Below are 24,370 nucleotides of genomic sequence, written 5' to 3' on the forward strand. Positions count from 1 at the left end.
CCGGTCACTTCGATGTCCGGCCTTCGATGAGCATCTGGGTGAAGAACTCGTAGATGAGGGCCGCCTGGAACGCGGACTGCTTGTTATCGGCGGCGCCGCCGTGCCCGCCCTCGATGTTCTCGTGGTACCAGACCCGGTGCCCCTGGGCTTCCAGGGCCGCCGCCATTTTGCGGGCGTGACCGGGGTGCACGCGATCGTCGCGGGTGGACGTGGTGAGCAGAATCGGCGGATAGGTCGCCTCCGCGCCGGTTTCCAGCGCCTTCTGATAGGGCGAGTACCGACCGATGTAGTCCCACTCTTCGGGATTATCGGGGTCGCCGTATTCCGCGACCCAGGACGCGCCGGCCAGCAGCAGATGGTACCGGCGCATATCCAGCAGCGGGACCTGACAGACGATCGCGCCGAACAACTCCGGGTAGCGGGTGAGCATCACCCCCATCAGCAGCCCGCCGTTACTGCCGCCGAGCGCGCCGAGCTGAGGCGCGGTGGTGATCCCGCGGTCGACGAGATCCCGGGCGATCGACGAGAAATCCTCGTACACCTTGTACCGGTTGGCTTTCTGGACCGAGGTATGCCATTCGGGTCCGTATTCGCCGCCGCCGCGGATGTTGGCCATCACCCAGGTGCCGCCCTGGGACAGCCAGCCCATTCCGGAGGCGCCGCTGTAGCCGGGGGTACGGGAAACCTCGAAACCCCCGTAACCGGACATCACCGTGGGCGCCGGCGCACCGCGATTGTCCCGATGCCGGATCACGAAATACGGGACCATGGTTCCGTCGTCGGACCGGGCGAAGAACTGTTCGGTCTCGATACCGGCCGCGTCGAAGAAGGCCGGTTCCTGTTTCCATTCGGTCACCGCCGCGCCCACCGAACCCGCCAGCAGTGTGGTGGGCGTGGTGAAACCACTGGTGAGCAGCATGAAATCGTCCCCACCTTCGAGCGGATCGAGATTCATGACGCTGGTGGTGGCCATGGCCGGGGTATCGGCGAGCGGTTCGGTCCGCCAACCCTGGGCGCCCGGGGTGAGAACGTACAGTTTGGTCTGCACATCCTCCAGGGTCACCAGCAGCAGATGGTTCTCGGTCCAGCCGTAGCCGTGCAGCGAGGTGTGCGCGTCGGGCTCGAAGAGGACTTCGAATTCCCTTTCACCCGCAAGGAATCCGGTGAAATTCGTGGCCAGCAGCGCGCCGGCGGTGTAGGTGCGCCCGCCGGTCTCCCACGGTGATTTCAGCCGGACCAGCAGCCATTCCTTGTACCAGGACTCACTCGCGTCCGACGGTGTTTCCAGATGGGTCCGCGATCCGTCCGCACCGAGCAGGAACACCTCTTCGTTGAAGAAATCGGTGGCCTGGCCGATGTAGTGCCGCTCGTATCCGGGGGTCCGGTCATAACCCGCCGACACCGAGACATCGGTCACCGCGCCTTCGAATACCGTTTCCGCGGTATCGAGTTCGGTGCCCCGCAGCCAACGTTTGGCAATACGCGGATATCCGGACCCGGTGAGCGATCCCGGACCGAAATCCGTTCCGACATATACGGTATCGATATCGATCCAGCTGATTCGCGACTTCGCTTCCGGCAGGAAGTAGCCGCCGTCGGCGGGGTCGATGAATTCGCGCGATTCCAGATCGAATTCGCGCACGACCTTGGCGTCCGCGCCACCGCGCGACAGGCTGATCAGCGCTCGGGTCTGCGACGGGCGCAATACTCCGGCGCCGCCCCACACCCAGTTCTCGTCCTCGGCGGCGGCAACCGAGTCCAGGTCGATGAGTACATCCCAGTCCGGCTCGGGCTGCACGTACTCGGCGAAGGTGGTGCGCCGCCACAGGCCGCGCGGATGCGCCGCGTCCCGCCAGAAGTTGTACAGCCATTGCCCGCGCCGCCCCGGAAACGCGATCTTGGCGTCGGTGTCGAGCATGTCCAGGATCCGCCGCTGCAACCCATCGAACCGGTCGGCGGCGGCGAACCGCTCGACGACCGTCTCGTTGTGCGCCCGGGCGAAGGCCAGCGGGCGCTCACCGCCGACCTCTTCGAGCCAGAGATAGGGATCGGTTCCGCTGTCCGGTGCGTCGCTCATCCGACCATTCTCACCCGGCGGGGCGAGAACGGGGGACGGTGGTCAGCGCCTGGTCCGGCGAATGCCCAGGACCGCCGCCGCGACCACGGCGAGGACGACGACGACCCCGGCGGCGATCGCTGCCCAGATCACCGGCGATATCCCGGCCTCGTCGCCCGCGTCGGCCGCCTGCGCGGTCCCGTCCGGCGCGCTGCGCGATTTCCCGTCCGCACCGAACACCGAGTCGCCACCGGTGCTGTCCTGGTAGCGCGGCCCGGGCTCCGGGTCGCCGGTGACGTCGACTTCCAATTCCACCGGGACAGGTCCGACCGTGCGCTCGCCGTTGAGGGTCGGGCTGAGTTTGACCGCGATGTAATACCAGCCCGCCAATGCCTGGTTCGCGATATCGCCATCGGATTCCTCCCGATTGGCATAGCGGATCGGAACGGTCGCCATCGCGGGGTCATTGGCCGGGAGGATGTTCTCGGTGCCGTTGTAGGAGGTGAAATCGGTGTCGAGTTTCACCCGATAGGGCGAGTAGAGCGTCGTCCAGGCATTCGAGAGGTTGTCGACACCGCGCAACGGGCTCGCACCGAACCGCACCCGGTACGCCAGCCCTTGGCCCCAGTCGAGCTTCACCCGATAGAAGACGTACTCGCCGCGCTGCAACGTATCCGAGTATCGACCGGTGCCGGGTAGCTCGGCCGCGACATTGAACGACCCGCCGCCGACCACCGGCGCGGGCGCCCCGCTCGGCTCGGTGAATGTCACCGGGGTGGGTTCGGCCGCCGCGCCGGGGTCGGCGACACCGGGCTCCAGACCGACCGATACTTCCATCGGCAGCTCCGCCGGTGCGTCGTCGGCGACGGTGACCCATTCCAGCGAGAAGTAGTAGCGTCCCCCGCCCTTGCACTTATCAGTGCTCTGGCTCCCGGTTTCGGCTTCGGCCGCCCCCGCCCACGCGCTCCCGACCGTCAGGGTAACCCCATCGGAGGAGCTGGTGGACGCGTCGTACTCATAGGCGTAGCAGTCCTGGCCGTCGGTGCCGTAGACGTGCAGATCGAGTTGATTGTTCGAACGCTCGGTGCCATAGACACGCGGAAACGACACCGTGCCGCCGAAATACGCGGTCGCGCCGTCGGGCACGTCGACCGCGTAATACCGCGGCTTCTTCCCTTCCAGCACGTCCACGTACTGCCCCGGTGTGGCGGCCGGGGCGTCCCGGTAGGTCGGTGTGCCCGTGATCGGAGTACCCGTGGCGGCATAGTTGCGCAGCGCGACGGCGCTGACGCGCGGCAGTACCTGTTCGAGCGTCTTACCGTCGACGGCATCGGTGTAGGTGCCGCCGGTGCTCTGGGCGATACAGGTCAATTGCGCCCGGGAGGGATCGTCGACACCGAACCCGATCGCGTGCACGACGATCTCGTTGCCCTGCGCGCTGAGTTCTCGTGCGACGTCACAGGGGTCCGGCGGCGCGCAGGTGTCCAGCCCGTCGGAGACCAGCACGATCGAGCGTGGACCCTGCTGCGGCAATGCCGCGGCCGCGGCCCGCAACGAGGCGCCGATCGGGGTGTAGCCGCGCGGCACGATCTGGTCGGCCGCGGCGGTCAGCGCCGGCTTGTCGATGGTCTCGGCGGGTTGCAGTACCTTCACGTCCTGGCATCCCGCGGCCATTTCCGCATCCGAGGAACCCGTCGCGGTGCCGTATACGGTGAGGCCGACCTTCGACGCGTCCGGCGCCGCCGCCACGAAGGTGCGCACGGCGTTCTTGGCCGCGTCCATCTTCGTGCCACCGGTGGGATCGGCGGCCAGCATCGAACCCGACGCGTCCAGTACGAGCATGGTCGGCGCGTACTCGGTCGCCGGTTCCGGACCTTGCTGAGCCAGCGCGGGCATCGCACCCGGCACGAGGCCGATCACCCCCACCACCGCCGCGACCAGGACTCTCTTCACCATCGACACGCTGCCGGACCTCCATCCAGGACCGTCACGTCCGGCACAACGTGACCGATCGGACCCTACGGGAAGTTCCATCTGTACCGCCACATGTGGGAAATCCCCGGTAACGGCCACTCTCCCGGCGGCATGTCGCCGGGCCGTCGTTGTCTCGCCGGCGGGCTGTGAGAACCGCATCGGATTGCGGTGTGGGCCAGAGCAACAGCTGATCACGAACAGCGACCGCACTCGACGCCCGCGGTTTTCCGGTGCGAGATCCGGGCGTCCGGGGCGCTACTTCCGATCGGTGCGGTCTCGACCCGTGTCGAAGCGTGCCGGTACCTCGGCGCGGGCGGTGTCGAACAGATCGGCACACCGGGTGAGCAGCCGGCACAGGGTCTCCCGCTCGGCGTCGGAGAACCCGTCCCCGACGGATCGTTCCACCGCGATCGCGCGTGCGTCGGCATCGCCCATCACCGATTCGCCTTTCGCGGTGAGCCGCGTTTCCAGCATGTTCCGGTGCCACGGGTGGGGTGTGCGTTCGATCAGACCGCGGTCGACCAGGTTGGTCAGCACCGTGTTCATGGTCGGCGGGGTCACCCCGCACAGCCGTGCCAGCGCCGCGGCCGAGATGCCGGGGTTGTCGCTGAGGAACAGCAGTGCCGCGTACTGCGCCTCGGTGACGCCGATCGGTTTGAGCGCGGCGCTCTTGGCCGCGATTCGCGCTTGTTCGGCACGTTTGACATACGAACCGATTCGCTCCTCGGCGGGCATGGACGTCATGCAGGCATCGTAACCACTCGCCAGATAGTTAGAGCCTTGACGAGGGTTAGACCTCTAATCTAAGTTAGCCAACACATCATGATGTTGCTTCGTATTTCTGGCTTCGAGAAAGGCCACAGCATGCTCGACACCACCCATCGGCGCTGGTCCTCCGCGGTCCTCACGGTGGCCGCCGGCCTCGCGCTGGCCGGATGCTCCGGCGCGGAACCTTCCACGGCCACTCGGGTCGACACGGCGTTCGAACTTCCCGGGGAACGCGTATATCCCGAGGGCATCGCGGTGGATGAACGCACCGGCGCCTTCTATATCGGTTCATTCGCCGACGGCACCGTGTACCGGGCGACCTCAGGCGCCGACCGCGCCGAGGTCTTCCTGGCAGCCGGAACCGACGGTCGCCACACCGCGAACGGAGTGCGGGTGGACCCGGCCGGGCGGCTCTGGGTCATCGACTCCACCGCCGGTGTATCCGTCTATGACATCGACTCACGGCGGCTGCTGGCCCGGTTCGACGTCGCCGGTTCAGGAGACCGGTTCGTCAACGACATCGCCCTCGGGGCCGACGGTACGGCCTATCTCACCGACAGCCGGCGACATCGCGTCTACCGGATCACACCCGGCGATCTGACGCGCGCCATGGACGGGGACGGACACGGCCTACTGGATTCGTCCTTCGATCTCGCGTCCGCCCTGGAACCGCACGACCCGGCGGCCTACACACTCAACGGCATCGTCGCCGACCCCGGTGGCGGCTACCTGCTCACCGTCGATTCCACCGGCGGCGATCTCTACCGCATCGATCTCACACCGAATTCCACTTCCCCGATCACGAAGGTGGTCCTCAACGGCGGAGAACTCACCCTCGGCGACGGCCTGGAGCTGCGTGACGGCACGCTGTGGGCGGCCCACAACACCGGCGATACGGTCACGCGCTGGACCCTGTCCGCCGACGGGTCCACCGCGACCCGGACCGCCGAGTACCACGACCAGACCCTCGACACCCCCACCACACTGGTCCACGATTCCGAGCGCACCCTCGTGGTCGCCTCACAATTCGACAAGGGCGGACCGCTCGGGCCCGGCGCACCGACCCCGCCCTTCCGGGTGCTGGCGCTGACCGGAATCTGATCCCGCGAACGTCGCAACCGGCGGGACAACGCCGAAGGCCGGCCCACCTGACGGTGGACCGGCCTTCGGTTCGAAAAGAGGTGCCGGGAGGCGGGACTCAGAAGTCCATGCCACCCATGCCGCCGGTCGGATCGGCCGGGGCGGCCGAGGCCTTCTCCGGCTTATCGGCGACAACGGCCTCGGTGGTGAGGAACAGGGCCGCGATGGAGGCCGCGTTCTGCAGGGCCGAACGGGTGACCTTGACCGGGTCGGCGACGCCGGCGGACAGCAGGTCCTCGTACTCGTTGGTCTGAGCGTTCAGACCGCTGCCGGCGGGCAGGTTCGAAACCTTTTCCGCGACGACACCGGGCTCGAGGCCCGCGTTGAAGGCGATCTGCTTCAGCGGAGCCGACAGCGCCACGCGAACGATGTTCGCGCCGGTCGCCTCGTCACCCTCGAGCTTCAGATCATCCAGAGCCGGGGCAGCCTGCAGCAGGGCCACGCCGCCACCGGCGACGATGCCCTCTTCGACGGCGGCCTTCGCGTTGCGCACGGCATCTTCGATGCGGTGCTTGCGCTCCTTGAGCTCGACCTCGGTCGCGGCACCGGCCTTGATGACCGCAACACCGCCGGCCAGCTTGGCCAGACGCTCCTGCAGCTTCTCCCGGTCGTAGTCCGAATCCGAGTTCTCGATCTCGGTGCGGATCTGCGCCACGCGGCCCTGAATGGCCTCCGCGTCGCCCGCGCCCTCGACGATGGTGGTCTCGTCCTTGGTGACGACGACCTTGCGCGCCTGGCCGAGCAGCTCGATGCCGGCGGTCTCCAGGGAGAGGCCGACCTCTTCGCTGATGACCTCGCCACCGGTGAGGATGGCGATATCGGCGAGCTGGGCCTTGCGACGGTCACCGAAGCCCGGAGCCTTGACGGCGACGGACTTGAAGGTGCCGCGGATCTTGTTCACGACGAGGGTCGACAGGGCTTCGCCCTCGACGTCCTCGGCGATGATCAGCAGCGGCTTGCCGGCCTGGATGACCTTCTCCAGCAGCGGCAGCAGGTCCTTGACGGTGGAGACCTTCGAGCCGACCAGCAGCAGGTAGGGATCCTCGAGGACCGCTTCCTGACGCTCGGGGTCGGTGACGAAGTAACCCGAGATGTAGCCCTTGTCGAAGCGCATACCCTCGGTGAGCTCCAGCGACAGACCGAAGGTCTGCGCCTCTTCGACGGTGATGACGCCTTCTTTGCCGACCTTGTCCATGGCCTCGGCGATGAGCTCGCCGATGGACGGGTCACCCGCGGAGATACCGGCGGTGGCGGCGATCTGCTCTTTGGTCTCGACTTCCTTGGCGGTGCCGAGCAGAGCAGCGGTGACGGCCTCGACGGCCTTCTCGATGCCGCGCTTCAGACCCAACGGGTTCGCGCCGGCCGCAACATTGCGCAGACCCTCGCGCACCAGCGCCTGGGCGAGCACGGTGGCGGTGGTGGTGCCGTCGCCCGCGACATCGTCGGTCTTCTTGGCGACTTCCTTGACCAGCTCGGCGCCGATCTTCTCGTACGGGTCCTCCAGCTCGATCTCCTTGGCGATGGACACACCATCGTTGGTGATCGTGGGGGCGCCCCACTTCTTCTCGAGCACGACGTTGCGGCCCTTCGGCCCCAGCGTCACCTTGACCGCGTCGGCGAGGGCGTTCAGACCCCGCTCGAGGCCGCGACGGGCCTCTTCGTCATACGCAATTGTCTTGGCCATTGCGGTGAGATCCTCCAAGTAATGAGGCTGACACACAGGATGACCGCATTGTCGGGCCACCCTTTAGCTACGCTTGTGGCCAGGCTCGGTGCCCGCGACGGACGACCAGGGGTGTCGTGGTACCCGATCTCACCGTCCCGACCTGGCACTCACCGATCGGGAGTGCCAAGCCATTTTTAGCACTCGCCGGTGCCGAGTGCAAGGTCGGTGTTTATTGCGCCGCCTTCGGCGGCGCGGGTCGGGGCCCTCGCCAACCCCGGGCTGTGCTTATTTGCGCCGCCTACGGCGGCGCGGGTCGGGGCCCTCGCCAACCCCGGTTCTTCACTCCGCCGCTCAGTCGCTGCGCTCCTTCGCTCTGTCGCTCCAGAACCGGGGCGGGCCCCGACCACGAACGGTGACCATCCGGAGAAGGCGAAAGGTGAGTGCTGACGCGCCCCCTCGATCACCTGAGGAGGATTACATCAATGTCAGTGCTCGATGAACCTCGGTGAGCCATTCGATATCCGTGGGGGGGAAGGTCGCAACCGGGGTTCCGATGATCTCGGGGTCGCCGACCTCCGGACGGCTGACCGTCACACGCTTCGCTTCCCCGCTCCGTCGCTCCAGAACCCGGGCAGGCCCGACCATGGGGCAAACAATCCGGGGGGATAGGTGCAGGTTTCGAGGCTTCTCGTCCACGCCGGAAGCGGCGCCGGAGATTCAGAGGCTGTCGGTGACCCGTAGGGCAAGGGCGAGAAAGGCATCCGCGCGCCGCTCCTCCGGCGTCCGGGGCTCCCCCTCGTCGATCGTGACGAATTCGGCATCGTGCAGCAGCAACTCCGCTTCGACCCGCATGATGGCGCGAATGAACGGCGGCGCGACTTCCGGCGGTAGGTCGCCGTTGACCACATAACTCCCGTCCGACAGGGATTCGGTGGAGACATAGGTCAGTGCGCGCAGCAGATCGTCCCGGTGCTCACCGGCCACCAGGTCGGAGTCCGTTTCATCCGCCATTGCTATAGATTACCGGGACTCGGGCGCCTGTCGGGCGCACCGAAGCCTTCGCCAGTGGTGACACGGCCGCGCCGGGCGCAGGACCCGGCCCGCAGCGGGAGGTCGCGCGGCCGCGGAGCCCTCGAGAGCTCCGCGGTCTTTCTCATTCCTTCGCGGCGACGATCTGCTGCAGTATCTCGACGAGCCGGGCCTCGAGGGCATCCTTGCGCAGTCCGGCGGCGGTCAGGATTCCCGAGCCGTTCTCCTGCTCCAGCAGCGCGAGCAGGATGTGCTCGGTGCCGATGTAGTTGTGACCCAGGCGCAGCGCTTCACGGAAAGTCAGTTCCAGCGCCTTCTTGGCGTCGGCGCCGAAGGGGACCAGACCGCTCATCTTCCGGGCGGCGGTCGCGGCCGCGAGATCCTCCGGCGTGATCGCCGCGCCCGGCTCCGCCCCCGCGGCGGCGACCGCCGCGTTCCCCAGATCCGCCGTGGAGACGCCCTGATCGACGATCAACCGCACAGCCAGGCTGTCGCCCTCGCTGAGCAGACCCAGCACCAGATGAGCGAGGGAGATCTCGGCGCTGCCGCTGCCGTTGGCGGCCTCCTGCGCGGCCACCACCACCACCCGAGCGCGCTCGGTGAATTTTCCGAAGCCCGCGTTCGGGTCCATCTCGGCGGCGGGATCCCCCGGCGGTTTGGGCACGAATCGCTTCTGCGCCGCCTGCTTGCTGACGCCCATACTCGTGCCGATCTCGGTCCAGGAAGCACCGGAACGTCGGGCCTGGTCGACGAAATGCCCGATCAGATGGTCGGCCAACTCGCCGAGATGGCCCGCGGTCACCACCGCGTCGGCGAGTTGTTCCAGCGCATTGTCGGGCCGGGCCTTCTTGATGACCTCGATGAGGTCGTCCAAACGTACTGGTGAAGTCATGCGTCAACTATAGGTTGACGCATGACTATCGTCAACCAGTGGTTGACGCTGGGAGGTTCTAGTTCCGACCGCCGGGACGGCGCAACCGCAGCCGCGAATCGCCCCGCACCACCGGCCGCCTGATCTCCGGGCGGCGCAGCACCGGCAACCGGCGATCGGCCCGGCGCTGAGCGCGCCGCTCGGCCGGTTTGTACTGCCAGGTCTCGGGCCGGGCGGCCACCCAGCGCTGCGAATACCAGGCGAACGGGATATGCCCCAGATACAGCACGATCAACACCAGCAGCAGCACGATCGGGTAGGTGATGAGCGCGGCCCCGGCCAGCGCCACCAGCACCAGCAGCCCGGCGGCGGCCTGCGGGGCCACCGATACCGATTTCATGGCCAAGGTGGGAATTGTGCTCACACAGAGCGCTGCGGCGAAGACGGTCCAGGCCGCGACTACCGGGAAACTCGTCCACCAACCGGATCCGAACTGCACTTGCAGCGCGATCGGGGCCATCGCGATGAGCGCGCCGGCAGGCGCCGGGACCCCCACGAAGTACTCGCGTGCCCAGTCGGGCCGGGTGTCGTCGTCCAGCAGGGTGTTGAACCGGGCCAGGCGCAGCACGATGCTCACCGCGAACAACAACGCGACGATCCAGCCCGAGCCGCTGCTCTCGCCGTCGAACAGCACCACGTACAGCACCAGCGCCGGCGCCACCCCGAAGGAGATGGCATCGGAAAGCGAATCCAGTTCCGCGCCGATCTTGGTGGTCGCCGACAGCAACCGGGCCAGCCGGCCGTCGAGCGTATCCAGCACCGCGGCGGCACCGATCATGGCGAGCGCGATCTCCAGTTCGCCCTCCAAGCCGAACTTCACCGCGGACAGCCCCGAGCACAACGCCAGGATCGTGACGATACTGGGCAGCAACCGGATCGACCGGCGCCGCCTCCCCTCGATGACCTGCTCCATCACGCGTCGGCCGACGGCAGGACCGCCAGCACCGTCTCCCCTCCGATCGTCCGCTGCCCGATATTCGCGAGCAGTTCGGTCCCGGCCGGAAAATAGGTGTCGACGCGGGAGCCGAAACGGATCAGGCCGTAGGTGTCACCGATGGTGATCCGATCACCGGCCGCGGCATCGCAGACGATGCGCCGAGCCAGCAACCCGGCTATCTGGACCACCACCACCTGCTGCCCGGCGGCGGTGTCGATCAGCATGCTGCTGCGCTCGTTGACCGCGCTCGCGTCGGCCAGATCGGCGGATTTGAACTCACCGCGCCGGTATTTCACCTCGCGCACCACCCCCGAGACGGGAGTCCGTTGCACATGCACATCCAGCACCGAGAGGAAAATGCTCACCCGCGGTAGCGGTTGGTCGCCGAGGCCGAGCTCGGGCGGCGGCGCCGCCGTGTCGACGAGCGCCACTTCACCGTCGGCCGGTGCGACGACCACACCGGGCCGATTCGGGGGGACGCGGTGCGGATGCCGGAAGAAGGTCGCGCTCGCCGCGGCGGCCGCGAGCGCGGTCCGGCGGAGCCAGCGGCGACGGCGGCCGAGCACCGCGACGCCCAGCGGAACGGCCACGAAGGGCAATCCGGCCGGATGCATCGGCGGGATCGCGCTACGCACCAGATCGGCCAGATGACCCAGACCGGTGGGTTCGGGTGTGCCGGGCGGAGTGGGACGGCGTGCCACTGATTCCTCTTTCATACTCGGTTCGATCCGCGCGGACTCGGGTGGCGACCGGACTGCCGCGCGGCGTCCCGGCCGAACCTGTCGGCGCAAGCGTTCACACCTTACGCCGAACAGGCCGGGGGCACCGGGTGTCGAATCAGCGGCTACCTTCGCACGACCAACTTCACCAGGAACAAAAGGATGACGGCACCGGCCAGGCAGGTGAAGAAGCTGAACCACCAGCCGCCGCTGTCCACGTCGACGCCGAAGGCCGAGAGCAGGAAGCCGCCGAGCAGGCCGCCGACGATACCCACCACGATATTGAGCAGAATGCCCTGCTGCGCATCGGTTTTCATGATCTTGCTAGCGATCCAGCCGGCGATACCGCCGATGATGATCCAGCCGATTATTCCGAGACCGAGCATGAGTTGTTCCTCGCTTGTCCTCCGGTTCCACGCCGCGGCCGCGGACGTGTACCGCCGCAATACCCGGACCGGGTTCCGATAACCCCGGCGAATATCCGATAAGCGGGTGCCGTCCCGCGCACATGAGGATAATATGAGGGTGCCTCATGTCTCCGGATTGCCCGGTGGCCGCCACCGCACGGCCGGCGGGTGAGGAATCCACATCGAAATCGGGTCAACCCTCGCGGCGGCCGAGCCGCAGGTACATAGGAGAAGCACCATGGCTACTCAGATCGCCCAGACAACCGGGGCGCAGCACACCGCGATCCTGGGGCTGGGCGTGTACCGTCCGGCGCGAGTCGTGACCAACGACGAAGTAGCCGGACCCATCGACTCGAGCGACGAGTGGATCCGCACCCGGTCGGGTATCCGCACCCGCCGCTTCGCCGACGACACCGAAACGATCCACTCGATGAGTGTCGCGGCCTCGCGCGGCGCCCTCGAATCCGCCGGAGTCGCCGCCGACCAGGTCGACTGCGTGATCGTCGCCACCTCGACCCACCTGCTGCTGACCCCCGCTGTCGCCCCGCGCATAGCCACCGCACTGGGCACCAACGGCTCGGCCGCCTTCGATATCTCCGCCGGATGCGCCGGCTTCTGTCACGCCTTGGCGATGGCCTCGGATCTGGTGCGCGCCGGGACGTCGTCGCACGTACTGGTCATCGGCGTGGAGAAGCTGAGCGACACGGTGAATCCGGCCGACCGCAGCACCGCGTTCCTGTTCGCCGACGGCGCGGGCGCGGTGGTGGTGGGCCCAGCCGAAGACCAGGGCATCGGACCGACCGTCTGGGGCTCGGACGGCACTCAGCACCAGGTCATCCGCCAGGACAAGGACTGGCTGGAGTTCTTCGCCGAGATCGAGGAGAAAGGCGCCGACGCCGTCCGCCCGTACCTGGCGATGGAGGGCACCGCGGTCTTCCGGTGGGCCGCGCACTCGCTGGAGAAGGTGTGCCGCGATGCCATCGACCGCGCCGGAATCTCCACCGACGACCTCGACGCCATGATCCCGCACCAGGCCAACGGCCGGATCATCGAGATCATGGCGCGCGTGTTGAAACTGCCGGAGAACTGCGCGCTGGCCAACGATATCGAGGAGGCCGGCAACACTTCAGCAGCCTCGATTCCGCTGGCCATGGAGACCCTGCTGCGCACCGGCCAGTCGAAGCCGGGCGATACCGCTCTGCTCATCGCCTTCGGCGCCGGACTCTCCTACGCCGCGCAGGTCGTCACCCTGCCGAAGTTCAGCCCGCCTCAGCCGCTGACCTGATCTTCGCCAGGGATTCGTCCATCCCGCGCACCAGATTCTCCTCGAACGCCGCCTCGCCGCCGAGTACGGCGTTGATCAAGGTGCGGGACACCCAGGTGGTGCCGTTGGGGACGTCGCGGCGTTCCACGAGCCGGGTTCCGGCCTCGGTGGGTTCCAGCGTGTAGGTCCATACGGTGCGGTTCTGGCTGACCCGGAACGCCAGCGAACTGTTCTTCTCGTAGCGCAGGATTCGCGAGGTGGTGGGCCAGAACTTCCATCCGTCCCGGTTGAGATTGACCGTGAGCGTGCCCGCCTTCGGCTTGCCGATCGGGACCATCCGGACGCACTGCGGGCTGAACTCCGGCATCCGGGCCGGGTCGGCGAGCACCGCCCAGACCCGCTCCGGCGGCGCGGCGATCTCGATGCTGGTTTCCAAGTTCTTCGGCAACGCTGCCTCCAGGTAGATGAAACTCCAAGTATCAGAAAGGGTAGCGATTGGCGACGGCTCGGTCACATTTTCCCCCGCCGAGTATCGATAGCGCCGATCCGGAAGCAGAATCGATACCGGACCCAATCGGTCTCCGTACACGCCACCGCAAGCAAGACACGTCGCCAGCAAATAACCAGCTACCGTAAGGTGATGGGCCGTGAACCTTCGCTCGCTATTGCGCCGCCAGACCGCACCGGGACTGCCACAGCTACCGGCCGTCGAACCTGACGGCACCTCTGGAAACGACGAAGTCGACGAACGGCTGGAACGTCTGCTCACCCCCACCGAGCTCGATATGGTGCTACGGCACCGAGTCTGATCCCCCGATCGGTGCGGCCCCGGCTGCGGTCGGGGCCGCCGCGCTGCACCCGGTACGCTGCTGGCCACGCCGGAGGCTCCGGCGTGGCTGACCACCGGGGAATGCGTTATGAAGCGAATCTCAACTATTGCCGTCACCGCTGCCGCCCTCGCGGCGCTGGCGCTCTCGGGTTGCTCATCGGACGAGGAACCGGAAGCCGCCGGTCTCCGGAAGAACACCGCGACCGCGCAGACATCGCCGCAGACAGCAGCCGAAACGAGCACCGGAACCGCTGTTCCCGATGAAGACGCCGGAGCACCCGCGCAATCCTCGGAAACCACCGAACCCGAGATCGATTCGGCCGACGACGCCCCGGCCTCCGGCCGCCCCTCCGACACCACCTGCGGGCAGTTCAAACAGCTCGACGAACCGCAGCAACAACAACTGATCGGACAGATCCTCGCCGACAATCCCGACAGCACGTTCGTCGGCAACCCCAACGCCGCCCTCGGGACGGCGAAACTGGTGTGCAACTCCGGCAACGCCGCGGACCAGAAGGTCGCAGTGGTCGCAGGGATCGTCGTCAACGGGTAGCTGTGTTTTTTGGCGCCGCCTGCGGCGTCGCGGGGTTGAGGCCCCCTTGGTCCCGGCGTTCAGCCCTCGAGACTCGAGGCTTCGCCTCATGCGCTTTCGAGGGCTGAACGCCGGGACGGGCCTCAACCCTTTGTGGTGTCTCGCTGAACTCGACTCCGGCGGTTGCGTCGCATACGAACGCGACCCGGGCGCGGTAGTCGGCGCCGGTGCACCCTCGGGTGTTCCGCCAGGGCCCTGGACCCCGTCGCTGAAGGCGGCAGAATGAATACGTGGCAGAACTGGCGTTGACAGTCCGACTGAATCCGTCCGCCGCCGACGCCCGGCGCGGGGTGATCCGGCTTCATCCCGAAGCGCTCACCGCCCTCGGGCTACGCGAATGGGACGGGGTCACGCTGGTGGGTGCGCGGCGTACCGCCTCCGTGGTCGGGCGCGCTCCCGCCGGGACCCCGGCCGGTACCGCGCTGCTCGACGATGTGACCCTGTCCAATGCCGGGCTGCGAGAGAACGCCACCGTGGTGGTCTCCCCGGCCGTGGTGTATGGGGCGCGCCAGATCTCGGTGAGCGGCTCCAGGCAGGCCACCCAGTCGATTCCGGCGGCGACGCTGCGGCAGGCACTGCTCGGCAAGGTCGTGACCGTCGGCGATACCGTTTCGCTGCTGCCCCGGGATCTGGGTCCCGACATTCCGTCGTCGGTGGCCAGCCAGGCGTTGTCGCGGGCGTTCGGGATCGCCTGGACCTCCGAGCTGCTCACCGTGGTGGCCGCCGATCCGGTCGTGGGCCCGGTCAGCGTGCAACCGAATACGGCGGTCGAGTGGGCAGCGGGCGCGATGGCGGGTGACCAGCCGGCGGCGGTTCGGGTGAACGGGCACGCGGGCCCGAATCAGCCGATGGTGCCGAGCCATCTCGATACCGTGACCAGCGCCGAGCTCCCCGGAACCGTCCCGGTGGCGCGCACACCGGCCACCGAGGTGAACGTGGAGGAACTCGCGGGGGCACAGCAGCAGGCCGCGAAACTCACCGAATGGCTGAGCCTGGCGCTGGACGAACACGAGTTGCTGAAAGCGCTCGGAGCGACGCCGCGGCTGGGTGTGCTCATCACCGGACCGGCGGGAGTGGGCAAGGCGACGCTGGCGCGGGCGGTCACCGCGCCCAGGCGGATCGTGGAGCTGGACGGGCCGTCGGTGGGTGCGGCCGAGAGCGGGGCCCGGTTGCGTGAGGTCGCCGCCGCCGCGGCGGCGGTGGGTTCGGGTTGTGGCGGCATCCTGCTGATCACCGATATCGACGCGCTGCTGCCCGATCCGGCAGAGCCCGTCGCCACTCTCATCCTGGATCAGTTGCGCGCGGCGGTGGCCGAACCGTGTGTGGCGCTGCTGGCCACCACAGCGCATCCGGCGGCGATCGATCCCCGGCTGCGGGCGCCCGATCTCTGCGATCGGGAGCTGGCGCTCACCCTGCCCACGGCGGCAGTGCGCCGGGCCCTGCTCGAACAACTACTGCGCAGGGTGCCGACCGGTGCGCTGCGCCTCGACGAGATCGCCGCCGCCGCGCCGGGGTTCGTGGTCGCCGATCTGGCCGCGCTGGTCCGGGAGGCGGCGCTGCGCGCGGCGGCGCGAGCCAGCCGGGAGAGCTCCGAACCACGGCTCGAGCAGGAGGATCTGAGCGGCGCCCTGCAGGTGATCCGGCCGCTGTCGCGTTCGGGTACCGAGGAGTTGGCGCTCGGCAGTCTCGGACTCGACGATGTGGGCGATATGGCCGACACCAAACAGGCGCTCACCGAGACGGTGCTGTGGCCGCTGCGGCACCCCGATTCCTTCGCCCGGCTCGGGATCGACCCACCACGCGGGGTGCTGCTGTACGGCCCGCCCGGATGCGGCAAGACATTCCTGGTCCGAGCGCTGGCGGGGACCGGCCAGCTGAGCGTGCACTCAGTCAAGGGCGCGGAGCTGATGGACAAATGGGTCGGGTCCTCCGAACGCGCGGTGCGGGATCTGTTCCAGCGTGCCCGCGACTCGGCGCCGTCGCTGATCTTCCTCGACGAGGTGGACGCGCTGGCGCCCCGGCGCGGCCAGAGTTCGGATTCCGGGGTCGGCGACCGGGTGGTGGCGGCCCTGCTCACCGAGCTGGACGGGGTGGAGCCGCTGCGCGATGTGGTGGTGCTGGGGGCCACGAACCGTCCGGAGTTGATCGATCCGGCGCTGCTGCGACCGGGCCGGCTGGAGCGGCTGGTGTTCGTCCCGCCGCCGGACGCCGGCGCCCGGGAGTCCATCCTGCGGACGGCCGGCCGTTCGGTTCCGCTCGCGGAGTCGGTGGACCTGTCCCGGCTGGCCGCCGATCTGGCCGGTTTCTCCGCCGCCGACTGTGCCGCGCTGCTGCGCGAAGCCGCCCTGGCCGCGATGCGCCGCGATGTGGATGCCGCCGATGTGACCGCCGCCGATATCGCCGCCGCCCGCCGCGCGGTACGCCCGTCGCTGGACCCCGATCAGGTGGAATCGCTGCGCCGGTACGCGGACGCCCGGGACTGATCGATTTCCGACCTGTCCGATATGTCTGACCTGGTGTAACTGTTGCCAGAGGGTAGCCGGATGCAGGGCGAATATCGTTAACCTGTACGATTGTCCCAGTTCGTGCTCGCATATGATGAGCGCGCAATACCCCGCCGCCCCGATCCCGACGGAGGTAACGCTTGCTCGCCATCCTGCTCGCACACGCCTTGGCCGCGCTGATCGCGCCCGCCGCCGTGCGAGCATTCGGTCGCAACGCGTTCTATCCGCTGGCGCTGGTACCGCTGGGATGCCTCGGCTGGGTGATAGCCCGCTGGAACGATGTGGTCGAGGTCCGGCTGACCTGGGCGCCCACCATCCACCTGGCCCTGGATCTGCGATTCGATTCACTGTCCGCCGTGATGAGCGCCCTCGTCCTGGGAGTCGGCGCGCTCGTACTCGCCTACTGCGCACGCTATTTCACCGACGACGAACCGAAGCTCGGCTCCTTCGCCGCCTGGCTGGTCGCCTTCTCCGGTGCCATGTTCGGCCTGGTCACCAGCGACAACATGCTGCTGCTGTTCACTTTCTGGGAAGTGACCACGGTGCTGTCGTTCCTGCTGGTCGGACATAATTCCGACAGCGTTCCCGGACGCCGCGCCGCCCTCCAGGCACTGCTGGTCACCGGCGCGGGCGGTCTGGCCATGCTCGCCGGAATCGTGATTCTCGGGCAGTCCTACGGCAGCTACCTGCTCTCGGACCTGCTCGCGGCCGAGAGCCCGCCGGGCGGGATCGCGGTCCAGGCCGGCCTGGTACTCGTGCTGGTGGGCGCGTTGAGCAAATCCGCCATCGTGCCGCTGCACTTCTGGCTACCCGGCGCCATGGCCGCGCCGACTCCGGTGAGCGCCTACCTGCATGCGGCGGCCATGGTGAAGGCCGGTGTCTATCTGATTGCCCGCCTCGCGCCCGCCTTCGCCGACGAACCCGTCTGGCGTCCACTCGTACTCACCCTCGGTCTGGCATCGATGCTGCTGGCCGGACTGCGGGCCATGCAGGTCACCGACCTGAAACTGGTCCTGGCCTTCGGCACCGTGAGTCAGCTGGGATTCCTGGTCACGATGGTCGGCCTCGGCACTCCCGATGCCGCGCTCGCCGGTATCGCGCTGATCGTGGCGCACGCCCTGTTCAAGGCCTGCCTGTTCCTCGTGGTCGGCATCATCGATCACGGCGCCGGCACCCGCGATCTGCGCGAGCTGTCCGGGCTGGGCCGCCGCGCCCCCGTGCTCTTCGGCACCGCGGCGCTGGCCGCACTGAGCATGGCCGGTATCCCGCCGCTGTGGGGATTCGTCGCGAAGGAGTCCGCGCTGGGCGCGGTCCTCGACGCCGATATGCTCTCCTCCCCCACCCGCCTGCTGCTCTGCTCCGGCGTGGTGCTGGGATCCATGCTCACCGTCGCCTACAGCGCGCGCTTCCTCTGGGGCGCTTTCGCCGACAAGCCCGGCGTCCGGCTACCGGACTGGCACGCGCCCGAGGTCTCGCTCATCGCCGCACCGGCGCTGTTGGCTCTGGGCTCGCTGGCCGCCGGGCTCACGGCTCCCTGGATGGACCGAGTCCTCGCGCCGTACGCGAAGACGCTGCCCGGCGAGCTGACCGCGCATCTGCAACTCTGGCACGGCCTGACCGGGCCACTGGCGCTCACCGTCGTGATCATCGCGTGCGGCGTGGCCCTGTACGCGGTCCGCGACTGGTTCGGTCAATCGGCGACACTGCTCGGCAACGCCGACCGCGGCTACGATGCCGCACTTCGGGCGATGGACCGGATATCGCTGCGGATGACCGGCTCGGTACAGCGCGGTTCGCTGCCGCTGAACTTGGCCGTCATCCTCGGCACCCTGGTCATCCTGCCCGCGGTCGTCCTGGCCGTCGGCACCCGGACCGGAGTGGAACTGCGGCTCTGGGATTCCCCGCTGCAACTGGTGATCGGCGCGATCATGATCGCCATGGCGCTGGGGGCGACGGTTCTGCGCAATCGCCTGGCCAGTGTGCTGGTGGTCGGACTCACCGGCTACGGGTGCGGCGTGATCTTCGCCCTGCACGGCGCCCCCGACCTCGCACTGACCCAGTTCCTGGTGGAGACGCTGACGCTGGTGGTGTTCGTGCTGGTGCTGCGGGCCTTCCCGGCCGAGGTCGGCCCGGAGCGGCAGACCGGGTTCCAGGTCGGCCGGGCCGCGATCGCCATCGCGGTCGGGATCGCGGTACCGGTGCTGGCGGCGTTCGCGGGGGCGGCGCGCAGCACCGTGCCCATCTGGGAACGTATCCCCGCCGCGGCCTACGAATTCGGCGGCGGCAAGAACGCGGTAAATGTGCTGCTGGTCGATATTCGCGCCTGGGATACGCTCGGCGAGATATCGGTGCTGGTCGTGGCCGCGACCGGTGTCGCCTCGCTGGTGTTCCGCAGCCGCCGGTTCGGCTTGCCGCCACGCGCGGCCGACGCCCCGAACTACCTTCCCGGCAAGGTGAGCTGGCTGCCCGCGGGCCGTCTGGTGGACCGCCGCGACCGGTCGATGGTTCTGCAGATCACGACCCGGCTGGTGTTCCCCACCGTCATGGTCGTCTCGGTGTACTTCTTCTTCTCCGGCCACAACGCTCCCGGTGGCGGTTTCGCGGGCGGCCTCATCGCCGGACTGGCGCTGGTGCTCCGCTACCTCGCCGGCGGCCAGTACGAGCTGGGCGAAGCGCTACCCGTCGACGCCGGGCATCTGCTGGGCGCCGGCCTGATCCTCGCCGCCGGCACCGCGACGGTGCCGCTGCTGTTCGGCGCACCACCGCTGCACTCGGTCATCGTGGAGGCGACGGTGCCGCTGCTCGGCCACATCAAACTGGTGACCTCGCTGTTCTTCGATCTCGGCGTCTACCTGATCGTGGTGGGCCTGGTCCTGGATGTACTGCGCAGCCTCGGCGCACGCCTCGACGACGAGTTGGTGCAGTCATGAACGAGCGCAGCGGGCGAGCACTCGGCACGGCCGCGGCGGCCGGGCCGGAACCGAACGCCGCCGAGGTGACAGTATGACCGCCAATCTCACGCTCCTGATCGTCGTCGGAGTCCTGATCGCCTGCGGGGTGTACCTGCTGCTCGAACGGACCGTCTCGAAGATGCTGCTCGGCATCCTGCTCTTCAGCAACGCCGTCAATCTGCTCATCCTCACCATGGGCGGCGGCGACGGCGCCCCGCCGATCCAGGGCGCCGGCGATGTCGAGCACGACATCATGGCCGACCCGCTGGCACAGGCGCTGGTGCTGACCGCCATCGTCATCACGATGGGCGTCTCGGCGTTCGTGCTGGCGCTGGCCTACCGCTCCTACATCCTGACCACGAGCGAAAAAGTCGAGAACGATCCGGAAGATATCGGGATCGCCGGTCGTGAGCCGGAGGAACCCGAAGAATGACCCTCTCGCACGATCTGCTCACCACATTCGCGCCGCTACCGGTGCTCATTCCGCTGCTGGCCGCCGCCGCGACCCTCGTGGTCGGGCGCAGCCCGCGGGTACAGCGCGTGCTGGCGACCGTCGCGCTCAGCGCGGCCGTCGCCGTGTGCGGCGTGCTGCTCTACCTCGCCGATCGCGACGGAACGGTCGCGGTTCAGGTCGGCGGCTGGGAGACCCCGATCGGCATCACGGTCGTGGTGGACCGGCTCTCCGCCGCCATGCTGCTCGTCTCGGCGATCGTGCTGCTCGCGGTCGCGCTCTACGGTGCGGGGCAGAACATCGCCGACGCGCAGGTCAAACAGCCCACCTCCATCTTCTGGCCCACCTACCTGGTGCTCAGCGGGGGTGTGGCGATGGCGTTCCTGGCCGGTGACCTGTTCAACCTGTTCGTCGGTTTCGAGATCCTGCTGGTCGCCTCGTTCGTTCTGCTCACCCTGGGCGCGACCGCGGAACGCATCCGGGCCGGGGTCTCGTATGTGATGGTGTCGATGGTGTCGTCGATGATCTTCCTGATCGGCACCGCGGTCATCTACGGCGCCACCGGCACCCTGAACCTGGCCCAGCTGGCGACGCGCATGGACGCCATCCCCGACGGGATCCGCCAGGCCGTGTACGGCGTACTGCTGGTCGCGTTCGGCATCAAAGCAGCCGTTTTTCCCCTCTCGAACTGGCTGCCCGACTCCTATCCCACCGCACCGGCGCCGGTCACCGCCGTCTTCGCGGGCCTGCTCACCAAAGTCGGCGTGTACGCGATCGTGCGCACCCAGACCCTGCTGTTCCCCGACGGCGGCTTCGACAACCTCCTACTGGTCACCGGTCTGCTGACCATGCTGATCGGCATCTTCGGCGCCATCGCGCAAAACGATATCCGGCGACTCCTCTCGTTCACCCTGGTCAGCCATATCGGATACATGATGTTCGGAGTGGGGATCGCCAATACGATCGGTCTGGCGGGCGCGGTGTACTACATCGCGCACCACATTCTGGTGCAGACCGCGCTGTTCCTGGTCGTCGGTCTGATCGAACGGCAGGCGGGTTCCACCTCGTTGCGCCGGGTCGGCGGGCTGGCGGCGGCCAGCCCACTGCTGGCGGGGCTGTTCCTGATCCCCGCGTTGAATCTCGGCGGGATCCCGCCGTTCTCCGGTTTCATCGGCAAGGTCGCGCTCCTGCAGGCCGGTGCGCAGGACGGCAGCTCGCTCGCCTGGATCCTCGTGGCGGGTTCGGTGCTGACCAGCCTGCTCACGCTGTACGTGATGGCACGGGTGTGGAGCAAGGCGTTCTGGCGGCCGCGCGAACAGGCGCCCGACGGCCACCTGGTGTCCGCGACCCTGCCCTCGCTGGTGGAGGACAACACCGACATGCTCTACGACGAACGCGTCGACCCGGGCCGGCTACCGGCGATGATGGTGCTGCCGACCGCCGCCCTGGTCGGAGTGGGGTTGGCGCTCACGGTCTGGGCGGGCCCGGTGCTCGGCATCGCCGACCGGGCCGCGGTGGAACTGCAGGACCGCGGCATCTATATCGGCGCTGTCCTCGGCGGGGGGACGAAATGAGCACCCGTTCGGCACTGGTGAATCGCGACAATATCCTCCGCGTCGGCGTCCTGATCTGGTTGGCGGTGGTGTGGGTGGCCCTGTGGGGCCGGATCAGCATCGCCAACGTGCTGGCCGGGCTCGCGGTCGGCGCCGCGATCATGGTGACCCTCCCGCTGCCCCGGATACCGGTGAGCGGACAACTCCGGTTGCTGCCCCTGGTGAAACTCGTCGGGGTCAGCATCTACTACGCGCTCGAATCCAGCCTTCAGGTCGCCTGGTTCGCCCTGCGCCCCGGACCACCGCCGGTGTCGGGGGTGCTGCGGGTGCGTTTCGCGTTCCGATCCGATCTCGTGCTGGTCCTGTGCACCAATCTGCTGAACCTGATCCCGGGCACCATGGTGCTGGAAATCGATCGGCAACAGTGCGTGGTCTATGTGCACGTCATCGATATCAGCAGCGAGAAGGCGGTGGCGAAGTTCTACAAGACCATCCGGGTCGTGGAAGGGCTGCTGATCGCCACGTTCGAACGGCGCGCCACCCCGCTTCCACCGTCCCCCGGCCAGGAGGTGTCCCAGTGATCGTCGTGGCCGTGGTGGCCGCGGCCCTGCTCAGCGCGGCCGCGGTGATCACCGCGTATCGGATACTCGCCGGTCCGGACACCCTGGACCGGGTGGTCGGGATCGACTCGATCATCGCGATGGCGATCTGCGGGCTCGCGGTGTGGGCGGCCTACAGTCGCGATACGAGCGTGGTGCCCGCCATCGTCGCACTGTCGCTGGTCGGTTTCCTCGGATCGGCCGCCGTCACTCGCTTCCGGGTGCGGGATCGCCGATGAGCACCGTACTGAACTGGGTTTCCGGCACCCTTATCATCCTCGGTGCGTTGTTCGCACTCACCGCGGCGATCGGGATCGTCCGTTTCCCCGACATCCTGCTGCGGATGCACTCCGCCACAAAACCCCAGGTCATCGGGCTCAACCTGGTTCTGGCGGGCACGTGCATCCGGGTCTACGACGACCCGAACGTGTGGATGCTGGTGCTGGTGGGTCTGTTCACGCTGCTCACCGCCCCCGTGATCGCCCACCTCATCGGCCGGACCGCCTACCGGGAGCAGCTGCACCGCAAGGATCTGCTCGTGGTCAACGAATTCGAGGACGAGCCGGAACAGCGATAGTCGCGGCCTCGGGGCGGGGCGTCCCGGCCTCTGCCGCGGCCATCTCGAGCGGGACCGCGGCCCCGGCCACCGTATCCGCGGATCCGGCCGGGATCGTCGCGGCCGGATCCGGGCGGGCGCCGCGGTGACGGGCGAACCAGGTGGCATGGAACCCGGCCGCGACCACGGCGAGCAGCGCCGCCACGATCGAACCCGCCACCACCGGATAGTCGGCCATCTGCACCGCGAGGTACCGGTACCCCAGCAACAACGCGACGAGCACCGTCGCCCCGCCGCCGACCAGACGCACCCGGAACCAGCCCCAGCCGCGTTCCGGCTCCCGCAGCGCGGATTCCACCGTCAGGCACAGCACCGCCCCGGCGACCAGGTCCACGCCGTAGTGGTAGCCGAAACCGAGGGTCGCGGTCAGGGTGCACAGCAGCCAGAACATCCCGCCCCAGCGCAACCAGGTCGGGGCGAGGGAACCGTCGGCGTTGCGCCGGGTGTGCAGGAACAGCGCCAGCGCCCACGCGGTGTGCATGGACGGCATACAGTTGCGCGGCGCGATCGCGCTGAAGTCCATCGGTACCGGACCGCGATCCAGTGGCGGCACCATTCCGGGCCAGAAATTGCCCACCTGGAACCCGCCTCCGTCCGTCCCGTAGGCGAACATCGGCCCGACCACGGGGAACAGCACGTACACCAGCGGGCCTACCAGGCCGAGCACCAAGAAGGTGCGTACCAGGTAGTGGTTCGGCCACCGACCGCTCGCCACCACCGACCGCAACTGCCAGACCGCCACCACGATGGCCGCCGCGGGCAGTTCGATGTACACCCAGTGCAGCACCGCGTCGGGTACCGGTCCCAGGGTTTCGAGTACGCGGCCCATCACCCAGGCGGGGTCGCCCAGCGCATGATCGGCCAGCATCACGTACTGGTCCAGCACCTGCGGTCGCAGCTCCACGGTGATGTGCAGCCAGACATCGCCGACCTTCGTGGCCAGGATCAGCAAAGCGCCCAGCGCCGCGGCGTGCAACGCGTCCCGCCGCTCGGTGCCCGTCCAGCGCAACCAGGCCACCAGCGCCAACGCCGTGAGCACCAGCACCGGCCCGTTGCCGACGGTGAACGGCTCCCCCAGTAACAGCCGCGCCCCCGCGTAGCCGAGATCGATCACCACGGCCGCGCCCACGACGAGCACCCGGCGCCGGTTCGATATCCCGACCAGCGCGAGTACCAGACCCGCCCAGGGCACGGTCATGGACTTGGGGGTACCGAAGTAGTCCCGCGCCAGACTCGTCAGCGGCCCTTCGAAACCCCGCCACATCGCCACGCCCTGCAGTACCAGCAACAGCGCCGGAACCGCGGCGACGGCGACGACCCGAACCCCCCGACGCGGCACGGATCCGAGCGCCGCTGCTCCAGCTCCCATATTCGGGTTTTCGAC

Annotated in this window: 22 protein-coding genes; 11 read left to right on the plus strand and 11 right to left on the minus strand. The window is 68.1% G+C overall.

Features of this window, described 5'->3' with window-relative positions; all coding sequences use genetic code 11:
• Positions 1–4 precede the first annotated feature (4 nt).
• The 3 genes from OG804_RS20675 to OG804_RS20685 all read right to left on the minus strand — a co-directional run bounded on the left by OG804_RS20675 (position 5) and on the right by OG804_RS20685 (position 4,774).
• Positions 5–2,077, minus strand: coding sequence for a prolyl oligopeptidase family serine peptidase (locus OG804_RS20675; protein WP_328388942.1), 2,073 nt, complete (start codon positions 2,075–2,077; stop codon positions 5–7).
• 42 nt (positions 2,078–2,119) lie between these two features.
• Positions 2,120–4,012, minus strand: coding sequence for a vWA domain-containing protein (locus OG804_RS20680; RefSeq protein ID WP_328388944.1), 1,893 nt, complete (start codon positions 4,010–4,012; stop codon positions 2,120–2,122).
• Positions 4,013–4,285: 273 nt separating this feature from the next.
• Entirely contained in the window at positions 4,286–4,774 is a 489-nt protein-coding gene (locus OG804_RS20685; RefSeq protein WP_328388946.1) for a MarR family winged helix-turn-helix transcriptional regulator, read from the minus strand.
• A 78-nt stretch (positions 4,775–4,852) separates the two neighbouring features.
• On the opposite strand from OG804_RS20685, the gene OG804_RS20690 reads away from it, so the two are divergent.
• Positions 4,853–5,899, plus strand: a complete 1,047-nt coding sequence (locus tag OG804_RS20690) for an SMP-30/gluconolactonase/LRE family protein (protein WP_328388948.1) — start codon at positions 4,853–4,855, stop codon at positions 5,897–5,899.
• Positions 5,900–5,996: 97 nt separating this feature from the next.
• Here OG804_RS20690 and groL read toward each other — a convergent pair whose 3' ends face one another.
• From groL to OG804_RS20720, 6 genes are all read right to left on the minus strand, one after another.
• Positions 5,997–7,622: a chaperonin GroEL gene (groL, locus tag OG804_RS20695; protein ID WP_328388950.1), complete on the minus strand. Its 1,626-nt coding sequence runs from the start codon at positions 7,620–7,622 to the stop codon at positions 5,997–5,999.
• 699 nt (positions 7,623–8,321) lie between these two features.
• Positions 8,322–8,615: a DUF222 domain-containing protein gene (locus OG804_RS20700; RefSeq protein WP_030524663.1), complete on the minus strand. Its 294-nt coding sequence runs from the start codon at positions 8,613–8,615 to the stop codon at positions 8,322–8,324.
• Positions 8,616–8,757: 142 nt separating this feature from the next.
• Positions 8,758–9,525 carry a Clp protease N-terminal domain-containing protein gene (locus OG804_RS20705; RefSeq protein ID WP_328388958.1) on the minus strand — a complete coding sequence of 256 codons (768 nt, stop codon included), beginning with the start codon at positions 9,523–9,525 and terminating at the stop codon, positions 8,758–8,760.
• Between the two features lie 58 nt (positions 9,526–9,583).
• Positions 9,584–10,477: a CDP-alcohol phosphatidyltransferase family protein gene (locus OG804_RS20710; RefSeq protein ID WP_328398567.1), complete on the minus strand. Its 894-nt coding sequence runs from the start codon at positions 10,475–10,477 to the stop codon at positions 9,584–9,586.
• Positions 10,477–11,202, minus strand: a complete 726-nt coding sequence (locus OG804_RS20715) for a phosphatidylserine decarboxylase (RefSeq protein WP_328398569.1) — start codon at positions 11,200–11,202, stop codon at positions 10,477–10,479. The genes OG804_RS20710 and OG804_RS20715 overlap by 1 nt, the downstream gene beginning before the upstream one ends.
• A 143-nt stretch (positions 11,203–11,345) precedes the next feature.
• The gene (locus tag OG804_RS20720; protein WP_328388960.1) at positions 11,346–11,606 is read right to left on the minus strand and encodes a GlsB/YeaQ/YmgE family stress response membrane protein; all 261 of its coding nucleotides are present in this window, start codon (positions 11,604–11,606) and stop codon (positions 11,346–11,348) included.
• A gap of 259 nt (positions 11,607–11,865) precedes the next feature.
• Between OG804_RS20720 and OG804_RS20725 the strand changes: the two genes are divergently transcribed.
• On the plus strand, positions 11,866–12,912 hold the full coding sequence (locus OG804_RS20725; protein ID WP_328388962.1) for a beta-ketoacyl-ACP synthase III: 1,047 nt from the start codon (positions 11,866–11,868) through the stop codon (positions 12,910–12,912).
• Here OG804_RS20725 and OG804_RS20730 read toward each other — a convergent pair.
• Positions 12,887–13,339: an SRPBCC family protein gene (locus tag OG804_RS20730; RefSeq protein ID WP_328388964.1), complete on the minus strand. Its 453-nt coding sequence runs from the start codon at positions 13,337–13,339 to the stop codon at positions 12,887–12,889. The two genes, OG804_RS20725 and OG804_RS20730, sit on opposite strands and share 26 nt — an antisense overlap.
• Before the next feature lie 199 nt (positions 13,340–13,538).
• Here OG804_RS20730 and OG804_RS20735 point away from each other — a divergent pair, with 199 nt between their 5' ends.
• The 9 genes from OG804_RS20735 (at position 13,539) to mnhG (ending at position 22,947) form a co-directional block, all read left to right on the plus strand.
• Positions 13,539–13,700 carry a hypothetical protein gene (locus OG804_RS20735; RefSeq protein WP_328388966.1) on the plus strand — a complete coding sequence of 54 codons (162 nt, stop codon included), beginning with the start codon at positions 13,539–13,541 and terminating at the stop codon, positions 13,698–13,700.
• Between the two features lie 108 nt (positions 13,701–13,808).
• Entirely contained in the window at positions 13,809–14,273 is a 465-nt protein-coding gene (locus OG804_RS20740; RefSeq protein ID WP_328388968.1) for a hypothetical protein, read from the plus strand.
• Between the two features lie 269 nt (positions 14,274–14,542).
• Positions 14,543–16,795: an AAA family ATPase gene (locus tag OG804_RS20745; RefSeq protein ID WP_328388970.1), complete on the plus strand. Its 2,253-nt coding sequence runs from the start codon at positions 14,543–14,545 to the stop codon at positions 16,793–16,795.
• 161 nt (positions 16,796–16,956) lie between these two features.
• On the plus strand, positions 16,957–19,746 hold the full coding sequence (locus tag OG804_RS20750; protein ID WP_328388972.1) for a Na+/H+ antiporter subunit A: 2,790 nt from the start codon (positions 16,957–16,959) through the stop codon (positions 19,744–19,746).
• Positions 19,747–19,819: 73 nt separating this feature from the next.
• Complete coding sequence (locus tag OG804_RS20755; protein WP_328388974.1) at positions 19,820–20,200, plus strand: Na(+)/H(+) antiporter subunit C; 381 nt, start codon at positions 19,820–19,822, stop codon at positions 20,198–20,200.
• Positions 20,197–21,792 (plus strand): Na+/H+ antiporter subunit D, encoded by a 1,596-nt coding sequence (locus OG804_RS20760; protein ID WP_328388976.1) that lies wholly within the window; start codon positions 20,197–20,199, stop codon positions 21,790–21,792. Before OG804_RS20755 ends, OG804_RS20760 begins: the two co-directional genes overlap by 4 nt.
• Before the next feature lie 17 nt (positions 21,793–21,809).
• Positions 21,810–22,352 carry a Na+/H+ antiporter subunit E gene (locus OG804_RS20765; RefSeq protein WP_442941895.1) on the plus strand — a complete coding sequence of 181 codons (543 nt, stop codon included), beginning with the start codon at positions 21,810–21,812 and terminating at the stop codon, positions 22,350–22,352.
• Entirely contained in the window at positions 22,349–22,609 is a 261-nt protein-coding gene (locus tag OG804_RS20770; protein ID WP_328388980.1) for a monovalent cation/H+ antiporter complex subunit F, read from the plus strand. The genes OG804_RS20765 and OG804_RS20770 overlap by 4 nt, the downstream gene beginning before the upstream one ends.
• Positions 22,606–22,947, plus strand: a complete 342-nt coding sequence (gene mnhG / locus OG804_RS20775; RefSeq protein ID WP_328388982.1) for a monovalent cation/H(+) antiporter subunit G — start codon at positions 22,606–22,608, stop codon at positions 22,945–22,947. Before OG804_RS20770 ends, mnhG begins: the two co-directional genes overlap by 4 nt.
• Here the strand turns inward: mnhG and OG804_RS20780 are convergent.
• The gene (locus OG804_RS20780) at positions 22,913–24,355 is read right to left on the minus strand and encodes a phosphatase PAP2 family protein (protein WP_328398571.1); all 1,443 of its coding nucleotides are present in this window, start codon (positions 24,353–24,355) and stop codon (positions 22,913–22,915) included. The genes mnhG and OG804_RS20780 overlap by 35 nt on opposite strands.
• Between the last annotated feature and the right edge of the window lie 15 nt (positions 24,356–24,370).

The sequence above is a fragment of the Nocardia sp. NBC_00416 genome, from assembly GCF_036032445.1.
GTDB lineage: Bacteria > Actinomycetota > Actinomycetes > Mycobacteriales > Mycobacteriaceae > Nocardia.